Genomic DNA, 14645 nt, shown 5'->3' with positions numbered 1-14645 from the left:
GTTAATTCCCGGGGTCTTGGGGGCGGGTGATGCACGTGCTGCCGACCGGGTGGTGACCCGGACCGACCGTGGCCCGATGTCCGCTCACCGGGCCCCGGCGAACTCCCGCATCCCCTCCTCGAAGGTCACCTCCGGCTTCCAGCCCAGGTCCGCCCGCAGGCGGGACGAGTCCGCCGTGATGTGCCGTACGTCGCCCAGCCGGTACTCGCCGGTGATCACCGGTCCGGGGCCGTGGCAGGCGGCGGACAGGGCGTGGGCGAGGTCGCCGACCGTGCGCGGGTCGCCGCTGCCGGTGTTGTACGCCGTGAGCGTTCCGGGGCGCGGCTCGGCCTCCAGTGCGGTGACGTTGGCGGTGGCCACGTCCCGGACGTGCACGAAGTCCCGGCGCTGGCGGCCGTCCTCGAACACGCGCGGGGGCTCACCGCGTTCCAGGGCCGAGCGGAAGAAGGAGGCGACCCCGGCGTACGGGGTGTTCCGCGGCATGCGGGGGCCGTAGACGTTGTGGTAGCGCAGGGAGACCGCAGTGCCGTCCGTGCAGCGGGCCCAGGCGGCGGACAGGTGCTCCTGGGCGAGCTTGGTGGCCGCGTACACGTTGCGCGGGTCGGCCGGGGCGTCCTCGGTGACCAGGCCGGGGGACAGCGCGGTGCCGCAGCGGGGGCAGCGCGGGTCGAAGCGGCCGGCGGCCAGGTCGGCGGCGGCCCGGGGGCCGGGACGTACGACACCGTGCACGGGGCAGTCGTGGCGGCCCTCCCCGTAGACCACCATCGACCCGGCCAGCACCAGCCGCCCGACGCCCGCCTCGGCCATCGCGGCGAGCAGCACGGCGGTGCCCAGGTCGTTGCGGGAGACGTACTCGGCGGCGTCCGCGACGCCGTTGCCGAGGCCCACCATGGCCGCCTGGTGGCAGACCGCGTCCACGCCGGACAGGGCCGCGGCGACGGCCGAGGGGTTGCGCACGTCGGCGCCGGGAGCGTCCCGGACGTCGTACACGACCGGCTCGTGCCCGCGCGCCCGCAGCGCGTCGACGACATGGGACCCGATGAACCCGGCACCGCCGGTGACCAGTACACGCATACGGCCACGCTAGGTCCGCGACCCGCCCGCGGCCGGTGCGACGGGCGGTACGTCACCCCTCCGTAAGGACTGCTCAGAGCGGCTTCGTGGGCCAGTCCAGCAGGCGGGCGCCGATCACCGCCGTCTGCAGCGGGTAGCGGTGGGCCGGGTCGGCCGGGTCGGCGCCGGTCAGCTTGTGGATGCGCTCCAGGCGGTAGGTCAGGGCGCGCACGCTGAGCGAGAGCCGGCGGGCGGCCTCGGCGGCCACACAGCCGGAGTCGAAGTACGCGGCGAGGGTGTCCAGCAGCGGCTGCGGCCCGCCGCGGGCGGCGGTGAGCGGGCCGAGGGCGTGCGAGACCAGGTCGGCCATCGCCTGCCGGTCGCGGGCGAGCACCGGGTACACGAGCAGGTCGGCGGCGCGCAGCAGCGGCTGGTCCAGGTCGAGCCGCCCGGCCATCTCCAGTGTGGTGAGGGCCTCTTCGTACGACTGCACGACCCCGCCGGGGCCGTGCTGCGCGCGGCCGACCGCGACCCGGCAGCCCTCGGCCGCCGCGTACACCTGCTTGGCGAAGTAGGTGAGGACGTCGTCCTCGTCCCCGGACGCGATGCACAGCAGCCGGCCGTTCTTGGTGGTGAGCAGGATGCTGCGGGCGTCGAAGCGGGCCAGGACGGCCCGCTCCACCTGCCGGGCCACCGGATCGCCCTCGACGTACGGCCCCGGGCCCTCGGCGACGGCGACCGCGTGCGCCCGGGACATCCGCAGGCCGAACCGCTCGGCGCGCTCGGCGAGGCGGCCCAGGTCGCTGCGGCCGTAGAGCAGGTCGTCGATGAACTCCCGGCGGGCGGCCTCCTCGCGGCGCACGGCGAGCCGCTGGGCGCGTTCGTAGCCCTCGGCGAAGGCGTCGACCGCCTGCTGCACGGCGGACAGCGTGCTGTCGGCCGAGCCGGGCGTGCCGGGCCAGGCGGCGCGGGCGGCGGCCAGGTGGGCGACGACCAGGGCGCGCAGTCCGTGGCCGGACTCGGCGGCCTCCTCGCCCAGGGTGCGGCGCGCGGCCAGCTCCTCCCGGGTCAGCCGGCGGCCGGTGGCCGCGACCTCGGCCAGCATGCCTGCGTAGCCGTCCAAGTAGTGCTCGGGTATTGCCTGTTCGGTCACGCCGTCCCCGTCCCCATCCCCGTGATCTTGATGCGTCGGTGACGGTTTCCTGGCGTCTCTCCGGCATCGAGACATTATGGAACGCTGCCGGAAACCGGCAATGCGCGGGCTCGCGCCCCTCGTGCACCATCACCCCACGGGGGAGCACTACGGATGGTTCAGGTGCCGGACATCGAACAGGTGTCCGGCACCGGAGCCGGGCTCTTCCGTCTTCATCGTCTGACGCACAAGGACGTATGCCATGGAAGCGCTCGGCGTGCTGGTCGCCGTCTGTCTCGTCGTCGTACTGCTCGCGCTGTTCTCCTTCTCCCGGCTGTACCGCAAGGTGGACCAGGGCCGGGCGCTGATCGTGTCCAGGACGCGCAAGGTGGACGTGACGTTCACCGGGCAGGTCGTGCTGCCGGTGCTGCACAAGGCCGAGATCATGGACATCTCGGTGAAGACGATCGAGATCAGCCGCTCCGGCCGGGACGGGCTGATCTGCCGGGACAACATCCGCGCCGACATCCGCATCTCGTTCTTCGTCAAGGTCAACAAGACCGAGGCGGACGTCATCAAGGTCGCCCAGAACGTCGGCACCGAGCGCGCCAGCCACCAGGACACGCTGCAGGAGCTGTTCCACGCGAAGTTCTCCGAGGCGCTGAAGACCGTCGGCAAGCAGATGGACTTCACCGACCTGTACACCAAACGCGAGGAACTGCGCTACCACATCATCGAGTTGATCGGCGTCGACCTCAACGGCTACCACCTGGAGGACGCGGCGATCGACTACCTGGAGCAGACGCCGCTCACCCAGCTCGACCCGGCCAACGTCCTCGACGCCCAGGGCATCCGGAAGATCACCGAGCTGACGGCGGTCGAGCACGTGCGCACCAACGAGGCGCAGCGCAACGAGCAGAAGGAGATCACCCGGCAGAACGTCGACGCCCGCGAGGCCATCCTGGAGCTGGAGCGGCGGCAGGCGGACGCGGAGATCAAGCAGAAGCGGGAGATCGAGACGTCCCGGGCCCGCGAGGAGGCCGAGACCGCGAGGGTCATGGAGGAGGAGCGGCTGCGTGCGCAGGGCGCCTTCCTGCGCACCGAGGAACAGCTGGGCGTGCAGCGGGAGAACCAGGCCCGCGAGGTCGCGGTCGCCGCGAAGAACCGCGAGCGGGTCATCGCCGTCGAGAACGAGCGCATCGAGAAGGACCGGATGCTGGAGGTCATCGGCCGGGAACGGGAGACCCAGCTGACCCGGATCGCCGCCGAGAAGGAGGTCGAGGCGGAGAAGCGGGAGATCGCCGAGGTCATCCGGGAGCGGGTCGCGGTGGACCGTACGGTCGCCGAGCAGGAGGAGTCCATCAAGAAGCTGCGCGCGGTCGAGCAGGCCGAGCGCGACCGGCAGGCCCTCGTCATCGCCGCCGAGGCCGAGGCGCAGGAGAAGCTGGTCAAGGACATCAAGGCCGCCGAGGCCGCCGAGCAGGCCGCGACCCACCGCGCCGCCGAGGAACTCACCCTCGCCGAAGCCAGGTTGAAGACCGCCGACCTCGACGCCCGGGCCAAGCTGCGGCTCGCCGAGGGCGTCCAGGCCGAGGCCGCCGCCGAGGGGCTGGCCGCCGTGCAGGTCCGCGACAAGGAGGCCGAGGTCATCGAGAAGTCCGGCCGGGCCGAGGCGCAGGCCACCGAGGCGCGGCTGCGCGCGGAGGCCGAGGGCACGCAGGCCAAGGCGCTCGCCGAGGCCGAGGGTGCGCGGGCGGCGGCGGAGGCCACCGGGGCGCGGCTGAAGGCCGAGGCGGAGGGCGCCCGGGCGAAGGCCCTGGCGGAGGCCACCGGCATCGGCGAGAAGCTGAAGGCCGAGGCGGCCGGCCTCACCGAGAAGGCCGCCGCGATGGCAGCCCTGGACGAGGCCTCGCGCGGGCACGAGGAGTACCGGCTGCGGCTGCAGGCGGAGAAGGAGATCCGGCTGGCCGGCCTGGAGACACAGCGCCAGGTGGCCGAGGCCCAGGCCACGGTCCTCGCGACCGGCCTGGAGAACGCCGACATCGACATCGTCGGCGGGGACTCCGTCTTCTTCGACCGGCTGGTGTCGGCGGTCTCGCTCGGCAAGGGCGTCGACGGCTTCGTCGACAACTCCCGTACGGCGCAGGCGCTGGCGAAGCCCTGGCTGGACGGCTCGGGCAGCTTCACCGACGACCTGGGCCGGATCCTCGGCTCCGTCGGTACGGCGGACCTGCAGAACCTGACGGTGTCGGCGCTGCTGATGAAGCTGATGAGGTCCGGCGGCCCCGAGGCGGGACAGCTGCGGCAACTGCTGGACCGGGCCGGTGAGCTGGGCCTCGCGGACACCCCGCTGACCGCGCTGAACGGTGCCGCCAGGAACTGACGGTCCGGTGCCGGGCCGCCGTACGGGGGTCGGCGGCCCGGCAGCCGCGCTCGTCCACTCGCAGCCTCCGCCCCGCAGCCTCTGACCCACAGCCTCCGCCCCGCAGCCTCCGCAGCGAGGCCCTTGAAGGGAAGCGCCGTCCATGGCAACCGCCCCGGAGACGGGCTCGTACGACACCGTCGACGCCGGCACCTACGAGGTGCTGCGCGACCGCCTGGCCGCCCAGGCCGCCGACCTCGCCCGGCGGGCCGAGGCCCTCAACGCGCGCCGCGCCGAGGAGTTCGGCTCGGCAGGGCTCGGCCTCACGGCCACCGGGCGGCTGCGCACCGGGCACGCGTGCGTGCCCTGCGACGTCGTCGCCGTCGGGGACGTGCTGCTGTTCGGCAGCACCGGCCGGACGGCCGACGGTACGGCGGCCTCGGACGTCCTCGCCCTGTACGACCGGGACCTGAACCGGCTGCCCGAGGACGCCGTGCCCGGACTGCTCGACGACCCCGCGTTCGTACGGGAGTTCACGGCCCTGCACCGGTACTACCGGCAGGCCCGGCTGCTGCGGCTGCGCCGCCTGGACGACCGGCTGCTGGCCGTGTTCCGCACCGGTGAGAAGGCCGAGGACGTCCGTGCCCTGCGCTGGAACCTGACCGCCGACGGCGGGGCCCGGTTCCTGGACGCGCGCGGCGACCGCGACGACGTGGTCCCGCCCGCCCACGACTTCGCGTGGACCGGGACCACCCGCGAGGACCATGTTCTCGGGGGCGGCGGCCGGGACCCGTACGTGGCGGTGCCGGGCGGGGCCGGCGTGGCGACGGTCGGCGGCCGGCTCACCGTGCGCGGCCCGGAGGGCGAGGAGCTGTACGCCGAGCCGGTCGAGGAGCCGCTGCAGGCCCTCGCCGACGCCGGGGTCGCGCACGCGCGGGTGGGCGCACTGGTCCTGCTGCGGGTGCGGCCGTACAAGGAGGACACCGACCGGTACCTGGTCTTCGACACGCTGACCCGCTCGGTGGTCCGGCTGGACGGCATCGGACAGGCGTGCCGCCGGCTGCCCGAGGACCGGGGCATCGTCTTCCCGGGCGGCTACTGCCTGGCCTCGGGCACCCGCAAGACGTACGAACTCGACGCGAAGGGGCTGGAGTTCGAACGGGAGGTGCGCTCACCGAACGGCGAGGACGTGCTGTACGCGTTCCGCTCCCGGGCCGAGGGCCGCACACTCCTGCTGTCGTACAACACCCTGCGCAAGGAGGTCGCCACCCCGCTGCCCTGCCGGGGCTGGGCCCTGTTCGAGGACGGCACCCTGGCCGTGCTGCGCGCCGACGGCGACGAGCCCGCACACACGCACCCCGTGCAGTGGTGGACCTCGCCGTACGTCTCCGACACCCACGCGGCCGCCCTGCGCACCGGCACGGGTGTTTCCCCGAGCTCTCAACTTCGTTCGAGCAGGGGAGACCCCATCGCCCGGGTCGGCAACGCGGACCTCGTGCGCGGGCTCGCCGACTGCCTTTCCGTCGCCCGGCTCGTCGCCGAGGGCATCGGGACGGGCGAGGGCTACCGGGCGCTGGCCGCCGCCTGCGTGCGCGCCGCCGACACCCACCACTGGCTGGGCGAACCCGAACTGGGCGATCTGCATACGCCGTTGGCTGCCGTGCGGGAGACCGCCGAGCAGGTGCTCGCCGAGTTCGAGACCGTACGGGCCCTGTCCCGGCAGGCCCATGAGGCGTTGGAGGAGGCTGCGGCCCGTATCGCCGCCGTGGTGCGCCGGCTGCGCGGGGAGGCCCCACGCGACGCCGCCTCCTGGGTGCGCGGGCTCACCGAACTCCGGCACGCGCACGGCCATCTGCTGACCCTGAAGGAGCTGCGGTACGCCGACACCGCGCGGGTGGACGAGCTGGCCGCCGAGGCGGCGGCCGACCTCGCGGCCTTCGGGCGGCGCGCGGTGTCCTTCCTGGCCCGCGCGGACGCCCTCGAGTCCCAGCAGGCGGAGGTGGAGCAGCTGGTGGCGGACGCGGCCGCGGCGCCGACCGTCGCCGCGGCCGCTCCCGTCACCGCCCGGCTGGACGGGCTGGCCGACGGGCTGCGCACGGTCACCGAGGTCGTCACCGGTCTGGACATCGCCGACGCCACCGTCCGCACCGCCATCCTGGAGCGGATCGCCGAGGTGCTGGGCGGTGTCAACCGTGCCCGCGCCACGCTCGACGCCCGCCGCCGCAGCCTCCTCGACCACGAGGGCCGCGCCGAGTTCGCCGCCGAGACGGCCCTGCTGGCCCAGGCGGTCACCGCCGCGCTCGCCGCCGCCGGCACCCCCGAGGCGTGCGACGACCAACTCGCGCTGCTGCTCGGCCGGCTGGAGGACCTGGACGCCCGGTTCGCCGAGTTCGACGACTTCCTCGGCGAACTCGCCGACAGGCGCACGGAGATCTACGAGGCCTTCGCCTCCCGCAAGCAGTCCCTCGCCGACGCCCGCGCCCACCGCGCCGAGCAACTCGCCGCCTCCGCCGCCCGGGTGCTGGAGACCGTCGGCCGGCGCGCGGCCACGCTCCCCGACACCGACGCGGTCACCACCTACTTCGCCTCCGACCCGATGGTCGCCAAGGTCCGCCGGACCGCCGACGAGCTGCGGGCCCTCGGCGACGGCGTGCGCGCCGAGGAGCTGGACGGCCGGCTCAAGGCCGCCCGCCAGGAGGCGGCCCGCGCCCTGCGCGATCGCACCGACCTGTACGCCGACGACGGCCGCACCCTGCTCCTCGGCGCCCACCGCTTCGCCGTCAACACCCAGCCCCTCGACCTCACCCTGGTCCCGCACGGCGACGGCCTCGCCTTCGCGGTCACCGGCACCGACTACCGCCGCCCGGTGCCCGACCCCGGCTTCGCGGACACCCGCCCGTTCTGGGGCCGCCACCTGCCGTCCGAGTCGCCCGAGGTCTACCGCGCCGAACACCTCGCCGCCCGGCTGCTGGCCGGGCACGGCCCGGCCGCCCTCGCCGCGGCCGACCTGCCCGTACTGGTGCGGGAGGCGGCGCAGGCGTCGTACGACGAGGGCTACGAGCGCGGCGTCCACGACCACGACACCACCACGATCCTCACCGCCCTGCTGCCCCTGTACGACGCCGCGGGCACCCTGCGCCACGAGCCCGCCGCCCGGGCCGCGGCCCAGCTGTTCTGGGCCCACGGCACGACGCCCGGCATGCGAGAGGCCTGGTCCCGACGGGCGATGTCACTGGCCCGGGCCCGGGACGCGTTCGGCCCGTCGGACGCCCTCACCGAGCTGGTGGGGGAGCTGGCGGAGGCGATCGGGCGGTGGAGCGGGGGTGAGGCGAGTGCCCCGGGGGCGTCCGGACGACCGGGCGAGGGGCCGTCCGCGCGACTCGCGGAGGGGTCGTCGACGTGGCCGGGCGAGGGGCTGTCGGCGCAATCGCCCGAGGGGGTGCCGGCGCGACCGGCCGGGGGGCTGTCGGCGCGGTCGAACAACGGGCCGTCCGTGCGACCGGGCCACGGGCTGTCTGCGCGACCGGCCGTCGACCCGTCCGGGTCAGCGGCAGTCGTGCCGACCGCGTCAGTGGCCGGCGGGCCGCTGGGGCGTGCCGTCGCCGGGCCGCTCGCCGGTGCCGCCGCCGCGTACCTCTTCGACGAGCTGACGTCCGGCTCCGGCGGCTTCGTCCTGGGCGCGGGTGCGCGCACCCTGCTGGAGAAGTTCCGCCACACGGTGGGCGGTTCGGACTACGCCCGGGACCTGGAGGCCCTGGCCGGCCTCGGCGCCCGGCGGCAGGTGGCCGAGGCGTGGCTGACGTCGTACGCGGCCGCCACCGGCGCCGAGGCGGGCACCGGCGAGCTGGCCGAGGCGGTCGCCGCCGAGCTGTGCCCGGACCTGCCCCGCTACGACGGTGACGCCCCGCTGACCGCGACCGCGGAGGGCCTGCTGGGCGCCCACCCGCGGGTGACGGGCGGCCGGCTGCCGCTGCGTCTGGACGAGTTCCTGGCCAGGACGGCGCGGTTCGCCGAGCTGGAGGTACCCGCCTTCCGCGCCTACCAGCGCCGCCGTACGGCCCTGGTGGACGCCGAACGCGATCGCCTGCGCCTGGCCGACCACCGCCCGCGGGTGATGTCCGCCTTCGTCCGCAACCGCCTCGTCGACGAGGTGTACCTCCCGCTGGTCGGCGACAGCCTGGCCCGGCAGCTCGGCACCACCGGCGGGTCGAAGCGCACCGACACCGGCGGGCTGCTCCTGCTGATCTCCCCGCCCGGCTACGGCAAGACGACGCTCATGGAGTACGTCGCCGACCGCCTCGGCCTGATGCTGGTCAAGGTCAACGGCCCGGCGCTCGGCCACGGCGTCACCTCGTTCGACCCGGCCGACGCCCCGAACGCCACCGCCCGCCGCGAGATCGAGAAGATCAACTTCGCGCTGGCGGCCGGCAACAATACGCTCCTGTACCTGGACGACATCCAGCACACCTCCCCCGAGCTGCTGCAGCAGTTCATCCCGCTGTGCGACGCGACCCGCCGGGTCGACGGGGTGTGGGAGGGCGAGCCGCGCAGCTACGACCTGCGCGGCAAGCGCTTCGCCGTCTGCATGGCCGGCAACCCCTACACCGAGTCCGGGGACCGCTTCCGCGTGCCCGACATGCTCGCCAACCGGGCCGACGTGTGGAACCTCGGCGACGTCCTCACCGGCAAGGACGACGTCTTCGCGCTCAGCTTCGTCGAGAACGCCCTCACCGCCCACCCGCTCCTCGCCCCGCTGGCCGGCCGCGACCGCACGGACCTCGACCTGCTGGTCCGCCTTGCCTCGGCCGACCCCACGGCTCGCGCGGACCGCCTCACCCACCCCGTCCCGCCCGCCGAACTCGACCGTGTCCTCGCGGTCCTGCGCCACCTGCTCGCCGCCCGCGACACGGTCCTCACGGTCAACGCGGCCTACATCGCCTCCGCCGCCCGGTCCGCGGCGTCCCGCACCGAACCGCCGTTCCGCCTCCAGGGTTCCTACCGCGACCTGAACCGCATCGCCCAGCGCCTGAGCCCGGTCATGAACGACACCGAACTCGCCGCCGTGATCACCGACCACTACACCGCCGAGGCCCAGACCCTTACCACCGGCGCCGAGGCCAACCTGCTGAAGCTCGCCGAACTGCGCGGCACCCTCGGCCCCGGACAGGCCGCCCGCTGGGCCGAGGTGAAGACCGCCGACGTCCGCGCGCGCACCCTCGGCGGCCCGGGGGACGACCCCCTGACCCGCGCGGTGGCCGCCCTCGGCCTGCTGGCCGACCGGGTCGCGGCGGTCGAGAACGCCATCACCCGGGCGACCGGAGCACGGGACGGCTCCTGACGCCGGTGCTGCCGCTCGCACCCGGTCGCTCTGCCCTCGTCAGCCGAGCCCGACCAGTTCGGCGATCGTCCCGCCGAGCACCCGGTCGCGCACCTCTCCCGGACCGGTGACCCGCTCCACCACGGCCCGGGCGAGGACCGGGTCGCCGTACGGCGCGTCCGATCCGGACGAGGCGGCGGTGCGTCCCTGCCCCGGCGTCCTCACCACCCTCCGCACCCAACTGGACGTCCTCGACCGGCGTGCCGCCGATCTGGACACCGCGCGCCGCCTTCTGCGCCGGACGATCGCCGCCACCGAGAACGCGGCGGGCCAGGACCCGGTGCAGGGCGCCGAAGTCCCGGACTTCGCGGGCCCGGGGCGTTGGCCGCTGTGATGTCCGGGCCCGAACGTGCGCTTGCTGTACCAGGGGGGTACCCGTGTGACGGCTGTGACCCCTGTCATGGAAGCCAGGACAAGGGGATGAGCGTGGCTCCGCGTATCGCACGTCATCGGCGTTCAGTGCAGCGTCGCGTACTCGCAGGGATGTCCGTCGCCGCGGCGGCCGGGCTCGCGGTCACCGCGACGGTGGGCATGAACGCCGAGGCGGCCTGGACGTCGTCGTGGAACGTCTCGGCGGCCGGCTGGTCCGCCGCCGACTCGCCCCAGGTGTCGGTCGACCGCCAGGGGGACGCCCTGCTGGCCTGGACCGCCGGTGACATGTCGACGACGTACTCCTACCAGCGGGTCCAGACCCGGGTGCGGTACGCGAGCGGCACCAAGGGGGCGATCCGCACCCTGTCGCCGGACGGTGCCGCGGTGTCCTGGCCGGAGACCGCCTCCGACGACACCGGGGACTCGGCGGTGGTCTGGCAGCAGGACAGCGAGGTCGTGGGCCGGCGGGTGGCGGCCTCCGGCAGCCTCGTCGGACCGCTCCGGAAGCTCTCCACCTCGTCGCCCGCGACCACCCCGGTCGTCGCGGTGACGCCGGGCGGCACCGCCCTCGCGGCCTGGACGGAGAGCCGCGACGGCAGCTGGTACACGGTCGCCCGGCGGCTTGGGCTCGACGGAACGGCCGGCGCGCCTCTCACCCTCGGCTCGGGTTCGGCCGAGAAGCCCGCCGTCGGGGTCGACCGCAGCGGCCGGTTCGTCGTGGCCTGGGCGCGGTCCTCGGACGTGGTGGCCAAACGGATCACCTCGTCCTCCGTCTCGGCCACGAAGGTGCTCACGACACCGATCGCGTCGTACGGCGGTTTCGGCATGGTGCGGGTCGGTGTTGACCGGGACGGCGACGCGGTCGTCAGCTACCACTCCGGCGGTGGCGCCGTCGCGCAGGTCTGGGCCTCGCGCTGGAGCCGCACCGGGACCCTGGCGGCCCCGCTGCGCATCTCGGCCGCCGCGGACAACGTGGGCTTCCACCACGCCCTCGCCACGGACCTCGACGGCGACTCGATGATCGTGTGGACCCGCTACACCGACGGCAGGCTGGAGCTGCTCGGCCGCCGGCTGTCCGCGGGCGGCACCCGGGGCGCCGTCACCACCCTCGGCCCCGGCGACCGCCCCGACCTGGCCCTCGACGACGACGGCGACGGCATGCTGGTCTTCCACACGGTCGTGCCGAAGTCGACGCCCCCGTACAGCTACACCAGGACCAGCGCCCGCACGGTCAGCCGCTCCGGCACGTTCGGCCCTGCGAAGACGCTCACCTCGGACGGCCGCGTCCCCCAGGTCGGCACCGCCCCCGGCGCCCGGTTCACGGTGGTCTGGCAGCAGGAGAGCTTCCCGTACCCGATCAGGTCCGTCACCGGTTCCTGACCCCCCGACAGGTGCCGAACGGCGGACCGGACGCAATCCCCCGAGCGGAGCCGGCCGTATAGACGGCAGAGGGATCGATCCTGACGAAACACTGCGAAACGAACATCTGGAGTCGTGATGACCTCCAATGCCACCGAAGTCGCTCTGAGGGGGCTGGGAGCGTGTTGTGCCGTAGGGAACACGGTGCTGCACATTCTGCTCGTCCCGGATCACCTCGAGGAGATGTTCTACATCGGCGTCCTCTTCGCCGTGGGCAGTGCCGTCATGGTGGTCGTGGCCGTGGCGCTCGTCATGGTGCGGCGCCCCATGACCGCTTGGGCGACCGGGGCGCTCGTGAGCCTCGGCATGATCGTCGGTTTCCTGCTGTCGCGCACCGTCGGTCTGCCGAACGGCTACTACGAATCCGGTTGGGAGGCGCCCTACGGCCCGCTCTCTCTGCTCGTGGAGGGAGTCTTCGTCCTTGCCTTCCTCACCTGGCTGGGAGTCAGGTCGCAGGAGGACGCGGCGCCCGAACGGCCGTACCGGGCGCCCCGCGAACGGACCGCACCGGGCAGCGGCACGTCGAAAAGCTGGTGAGAACTCGGTTCTGACGGTTGCCCGGTCGCTAGCGGTCCACCGTGCAGGCCGGCGCGTCCGGCAGGTGCTCCATGGCCCACGCGCCCAGTTCCCTGAGGGCGGGCTCCAGCGCGGCGCCCGCCTCGGTCAGCCGGTAGGAGACCCGCAGCGGGGGTCCCTCGTCGACCTTGCGGACCACGAGTCCCGCCCCGCCGAGTTCGGCGAGCCGGTCGGAGAGCATGCGTTCGCTGATGCCGGGGATGGCCCGGCGCAGGTCGGCGAAGTGCGTCTGACGTCCCTGGAGGACGGACAGGATCGGGCCGTTCCAGCGCTTTCCGAGCACCTGGAAGACGCGGGTGATGCCGTCGTCCACCCGCCTGCACTGTGCCGCGTCATGCGTCTGCTCCGCCGCCATGGGGCCAGGGTACTACCCGGCCGTTGGGGGATGAAAAAAAGTAAGTACCTGTGTTAGACATAGCTGCGTATGAAACCTCAGGCCTGCTGCCGCGGGCCCGTTCCTTTGGAGACCCCCCATGGCCACGCTGCTTCACATCGACTCCTCCGTCTTCCCGGGCGAGGCATCCTCCTCCCGTGCGGTGACCGACGCCTTCCGCAGGACCTGGGAGGAGCAGCACCCGGGCGGCACGGTGGTCTACCGGGACCTGGCCGCGAACCCCGTCCCGCACATCGACGCCCACGCCCACGTCGCCGGCTTCGTCGACCCCGCCGACCGCACTCCCGAGCAGGCGGCCGCCTTCGCCGCCCGCGTGAAGCTGATCGAGGAGCTGGAGCAGGCGGACGCGGTGCTGATCGGCGCGCCGATGTACAACTACTCGATCCCCTCGACCCTCAAGGCCTGGCTGGACAACGTGATCCTGTTCGGCCGCACCGCGGGCGAGGCCCCCTCCGCCAAGGGCACGCCCGTCACCGTCGTGGCCAGCCGCGGCGGCTCCTACGCGCCGGGCACCCCGCGCGAGCCGTACGAGTACGTCCAGAACTACCTGACGGCGGTCCTCGGCGACGCGCTCGGGCTCGAGCTCGACTTCATCGTCCCGGAGCTGACCATGGCCCCGCAGAACCCGGCGATGTCCGAGCTGATCCCGCTCTTCGAGGCCTCCCGCGAGCGCGCCCTCCAGGACGCGGCCGTCAAGGCGAAGGCCCTGGCGGAGCGCTTCGCCGCATAGGCGCGGCGCGGCCTCCCTGCCCCTGCCCGCCGGGGAAGGGGCAGGCTCCTCGGCCCCTGTCTGCCGCTCGTCCGTTCGGACCGCCGCGGTCGCCGCCCGGCGCGGCCCCTCCCAGAGTGGGTGGGGCGGCCCGACCGGAAGAGGTGTGGGCGGACAGGAGTGAGGAGTGAGCCAGGTATGAGTCCCAGGAAGGCAGCGAAGACGGCGGCGGAGAGGTTTCCCACCGCCGAGGACGCCCTGGAGATCGCCTCGGAGTGGGCGCCCGCCCAGCTCATCGACAGCGAGGAGATCGGCCTGCGGCTGAACCGGATGATGGCGGACGGGCACGTCCAGCCGGGTATGGCGCCGCCCGGCCCGGCCGTGGCCGCCTTCGCCGCCCAGCTCGCCGCGGCCGGTCTCGGCGACGCCGCGTGGCACGTGCCCGCCGGGACCGCGGCGCCGATGCCCGCACCGGTGGAGGCGGAGCAGCTGCGCTCCCTGGTGACCAGGCTCGTACGGGCCTCGCAGCGGGTGCGCAAGGACCACCGGCAGCTGAGCAGCGCCGAGCGGGACCGGTACAACGAGGTGCTGCGCGGGCTCGCGACCACGCCGGCGTACAAGCAGCTCGTGGCCGACCACCAGGACATGAGCCACCGGCACCACACCATGCAGGGGATGGGACCGGTCGCCACCCAGCGCTTCCTGCCCTGGCACCGCGCGTACTGCCTCAAGTTCGAGGACCTGCTCCGCTCGGTCGATCCCGCGCTCACGATTCCCTACTGGGACTACGCCAACGACCACGCCCGCCCCGACTGGGTGTGGAAGCCCGCCGGCGTCGTGCGGCCGACTCCCGCCGGCAGCGGTCTGCCGACCCAGGCGACCATCGACGGACTCCTGACCCGCCCCACGTTCACGGCCTTCACGTTCGGCAGGGTGATGGCGGGCGTCCGGCCCAACGGCCTGGAAGTTGCCGCCCACAACAACGTGCACAACTGGTGCGGCGGCACGCTCAGCAAGCCCATGGCCTCGTCGAACGACCCGATCTTCTTCCTGCTGCACGCCAACGTGGACCGCATCTGGGACCAGTGGCAGCTGACGCACACCGGCGGCCCCAACGTGACCGGCGCGGACGCGGGGCTCGACCCCTGGTGGACCCAGGCCGCCGGCGGCCTCACCACCGACTCCGTCAAGGACATCACCGTGCTCGGTTACTCCTACCAGTAGCCGCCCGCCGCCGGGGTCACGACCCGC

General features: G+C 73.8%; 11 protein-coding genes. 7 read left to right on the top strand and 4 right to left on the bottom strand.

Annotated elements, in window-relative coordinates; genetic code table 11:
• Nucleotides 1-84: 84 nt before the first annotated feature.
• Together AC07DS_RS08020 and AC07DS_RS08015 are read right to left on the bottom strand one after the other, a co-directional pair.
• Nucleotides 85-1074, bottom strand: coding sequence for an NAD-dependent epimerase/dehydratase family protein (locus AC07DS_RS08020; RefSeq protein ID WP_479143644.1), 990 nt, complete (start codon nt 1072-1074; stop codon nt 85-87).
• A 73-nt stretch (nt 1075-1147) separates the two neighbouring features.
• Nucleotides 1148-2206 carry a PucR family transcriptional regulator gene (locus AC07DS_RS08015; RefSeq protein ID WP_479143643.1) on the bottom strand — a complete coding sequence of 353 codons (1059 nt, stop codon included), beginning with the start codon at nt 2204-2206 and terminating at the stop codon, nt 1148-1150.
• Between the two features lie 241 nt (nt 2207-2447).
• Here AC07DS_RS08015 and AC07DS_RS08010 point away from each other — a divergent pair, with 241 nt between their 5' ends.
• Nucleotides 2448-4568 (top strand): flotillin family protein, encoded by a 2121-nt coding sequence (locus AC07DS_RS08010; RefSeq protein WP_479143642.1) that lies wholly within the window; start codon nt 2448-2450, stop codon nt 4566-4568.
• 142 nt (nt 4569-4710) lie between these two features.
• Nucleotides 4711-9885 carry a DNA repair ATPase gene (locus tag AC07DS_RS08005; protein ID WP_479143641.1) on the top strand — a complete coding sequence of 1725 codons (5175 nt, stop codon included), beginning with the start codon at nt 4711-4713 and terminating at the stop codon, nt 9883-9885.
• A gap of 39 nt (nt 9886-9924) precedes the next feature.
• Here the strand turns inward: AC07DS_RS08005 and AC07DS_RS08000 are convergent, their stop codons facing one another.
• Nucleotides 9925-10089 carry a hypothetical protein gene (locus AC07DS_RS08000; RefSeq protein WP_479143640.1) on the bottom strand — a complete coding sequence of 55 codons (165 nt, stop codon included), beginning with the start codon at nt 10087-10089 and terminating at the stop codon, nt 9925-9927.
• Here AC07DS_RS08000 and AC07DS_RS07995 point away from each other — a divergent pair.
• From AC07DS_RS07995 to AC07DS_RS07985, 3 genes are all read left to right on the top strand, one after another.
• A complete protein-coding gene (locus AC07DS_RS07995; protein ID WP_479143639.1) occupies nt 10064-10258 on the top strand; it encodes a hypothetical protein in 195 nt (64 codons plus the stop codon). The two genes, AC07DS_RS08000 and AC07DS_RS07995, sit on opposite strands and share 26 nt — an antisense overlap.
• A gap of 149 nt (nt 10259-10407) precedes the next feature.
• On the top strand, nt 10408-11676 hold the full coding sequence (locus AC07DS_RS07990) for a hypothetical protein (RefSeq protein WP_479143638.1): 1269 nt from the start codon (nt 10408-10410) through the stop codon (nt 11674-11676).
• 183 nt (nt 11677-11859) lie between these two features.
• A complete protein-coding gene (locus AC07DS_RS07985; RefSeq protein WP_479143637.1) occupies nt 11860-12252 on the top strand; it encodes a hypothetical protein in 393 nt (130 codons plus the stop codon).
• 28 nt (nt 12253-12280) lie between these two features.
• On the opposite strand, the gene AC07DS_RS07980 is transcribed toward AC07DS_RS07985, so the two are convergent.
• Nucleotides 12281-12646, bottom strand: coding sequence for a winged helix-turn-helix transcriptional regulator (locus AC07DS_RS07980; RefSeq protein WP_479143636.1), 366 nt, complete (start codon nt 12644-12646; stop codon nt 12281-12283).
• A 118-nt stretch (nt 12647-12764) separates the two neighbouring features.
• On the opposite strand from AC07DS_RS07980, the gene AC07DS_RS07975 reads away from it, so the two are divergent.
• Nucleotides 12765-13415 (top strand): FMN-dependent NADH-azoreductase, encoded by a 651-nt coding sequence (locus AC07DS_RS07975; protein WP_479143635.1) that lies wholly within the window; start codon nt 12765-12767, stop codon nt 13413-13415.
• Nucleotides 13416-13592: 177 nt separating this feature from the next.
• Complete coding sequence (locus AC07DS_RS07970; RefSeq protein WP_479143634.1) at nt 13593-14618, top strand: tyrosinase family protein; 1026 nt, start codon at nt 13593-13595, stop codon at nt 14616-14618.
• Nucleotides 14619-14645: the final 27 nt, after the last annotated feature.

Source organism: Streptomyces sp. NPDC044064, from assembly GCF_056434245.1.
Note: the sequence above shows the minus strand (reverse complement) of the source record. Positions and strands in the feature narration are given on the sequence as shown.

Excerpts from the sequence above, each read along its gene's own strand:
- AC07DS_RS07980 (WP_479143636.1), bottom strand. The coding sequence starts at position 12,646 with ATGGCGGCGGAGCAGACGCATGACGCGGCACAGTGCAGGCGGGTGGAC.
- AC07DS_RS07975 (WP_479143635.1), top strand. The coding sequence starts at position 12,765 with ATGGCCACGCTGCTTCACATCGACTCCTCCGTCTTCCCGGGCGAGGCA.
- AC07DS_RS07970 (WP_479143634.1), top strand. The coding sequence starts at position 13,593 with ATGAGTCCCAGGAAGGCAGCGAAGACGGCGGCGGAGAGGTTTCCCACC.
- AC07DS_RS08005 (WP_479143641.1), top strand. The coding sequence starts at position 4,711 with ATGGCAACCGCCCCGGAGACGGGCTCGTACGACACCGTCGACGCCGGC.
- AC07DS_RS08010 (WP_479143642.1), top strand. The coding sequence starts at position 2,448 with ATGGAAGCGCTCGGCGTGCTGGTCGCCGTCTGTCTCGTCGTCGTACTG.
- AC07DS_RS07990 (WP_479143638.1), top strand. The coding sequence starts at position 10,408 with ATGTCCGTCGCCGCGGCGGCCGGGCTCGCGGTCACCGCGACGGTGGGC.
- AC07DS_RS08020 (WP_479143644.1), bottom strand. The coding sequence starts at position 1,074 with ATGCGTGTACTGGTCACCGGCGGTGCCGGGTTCATCGGGTCCCATGTC.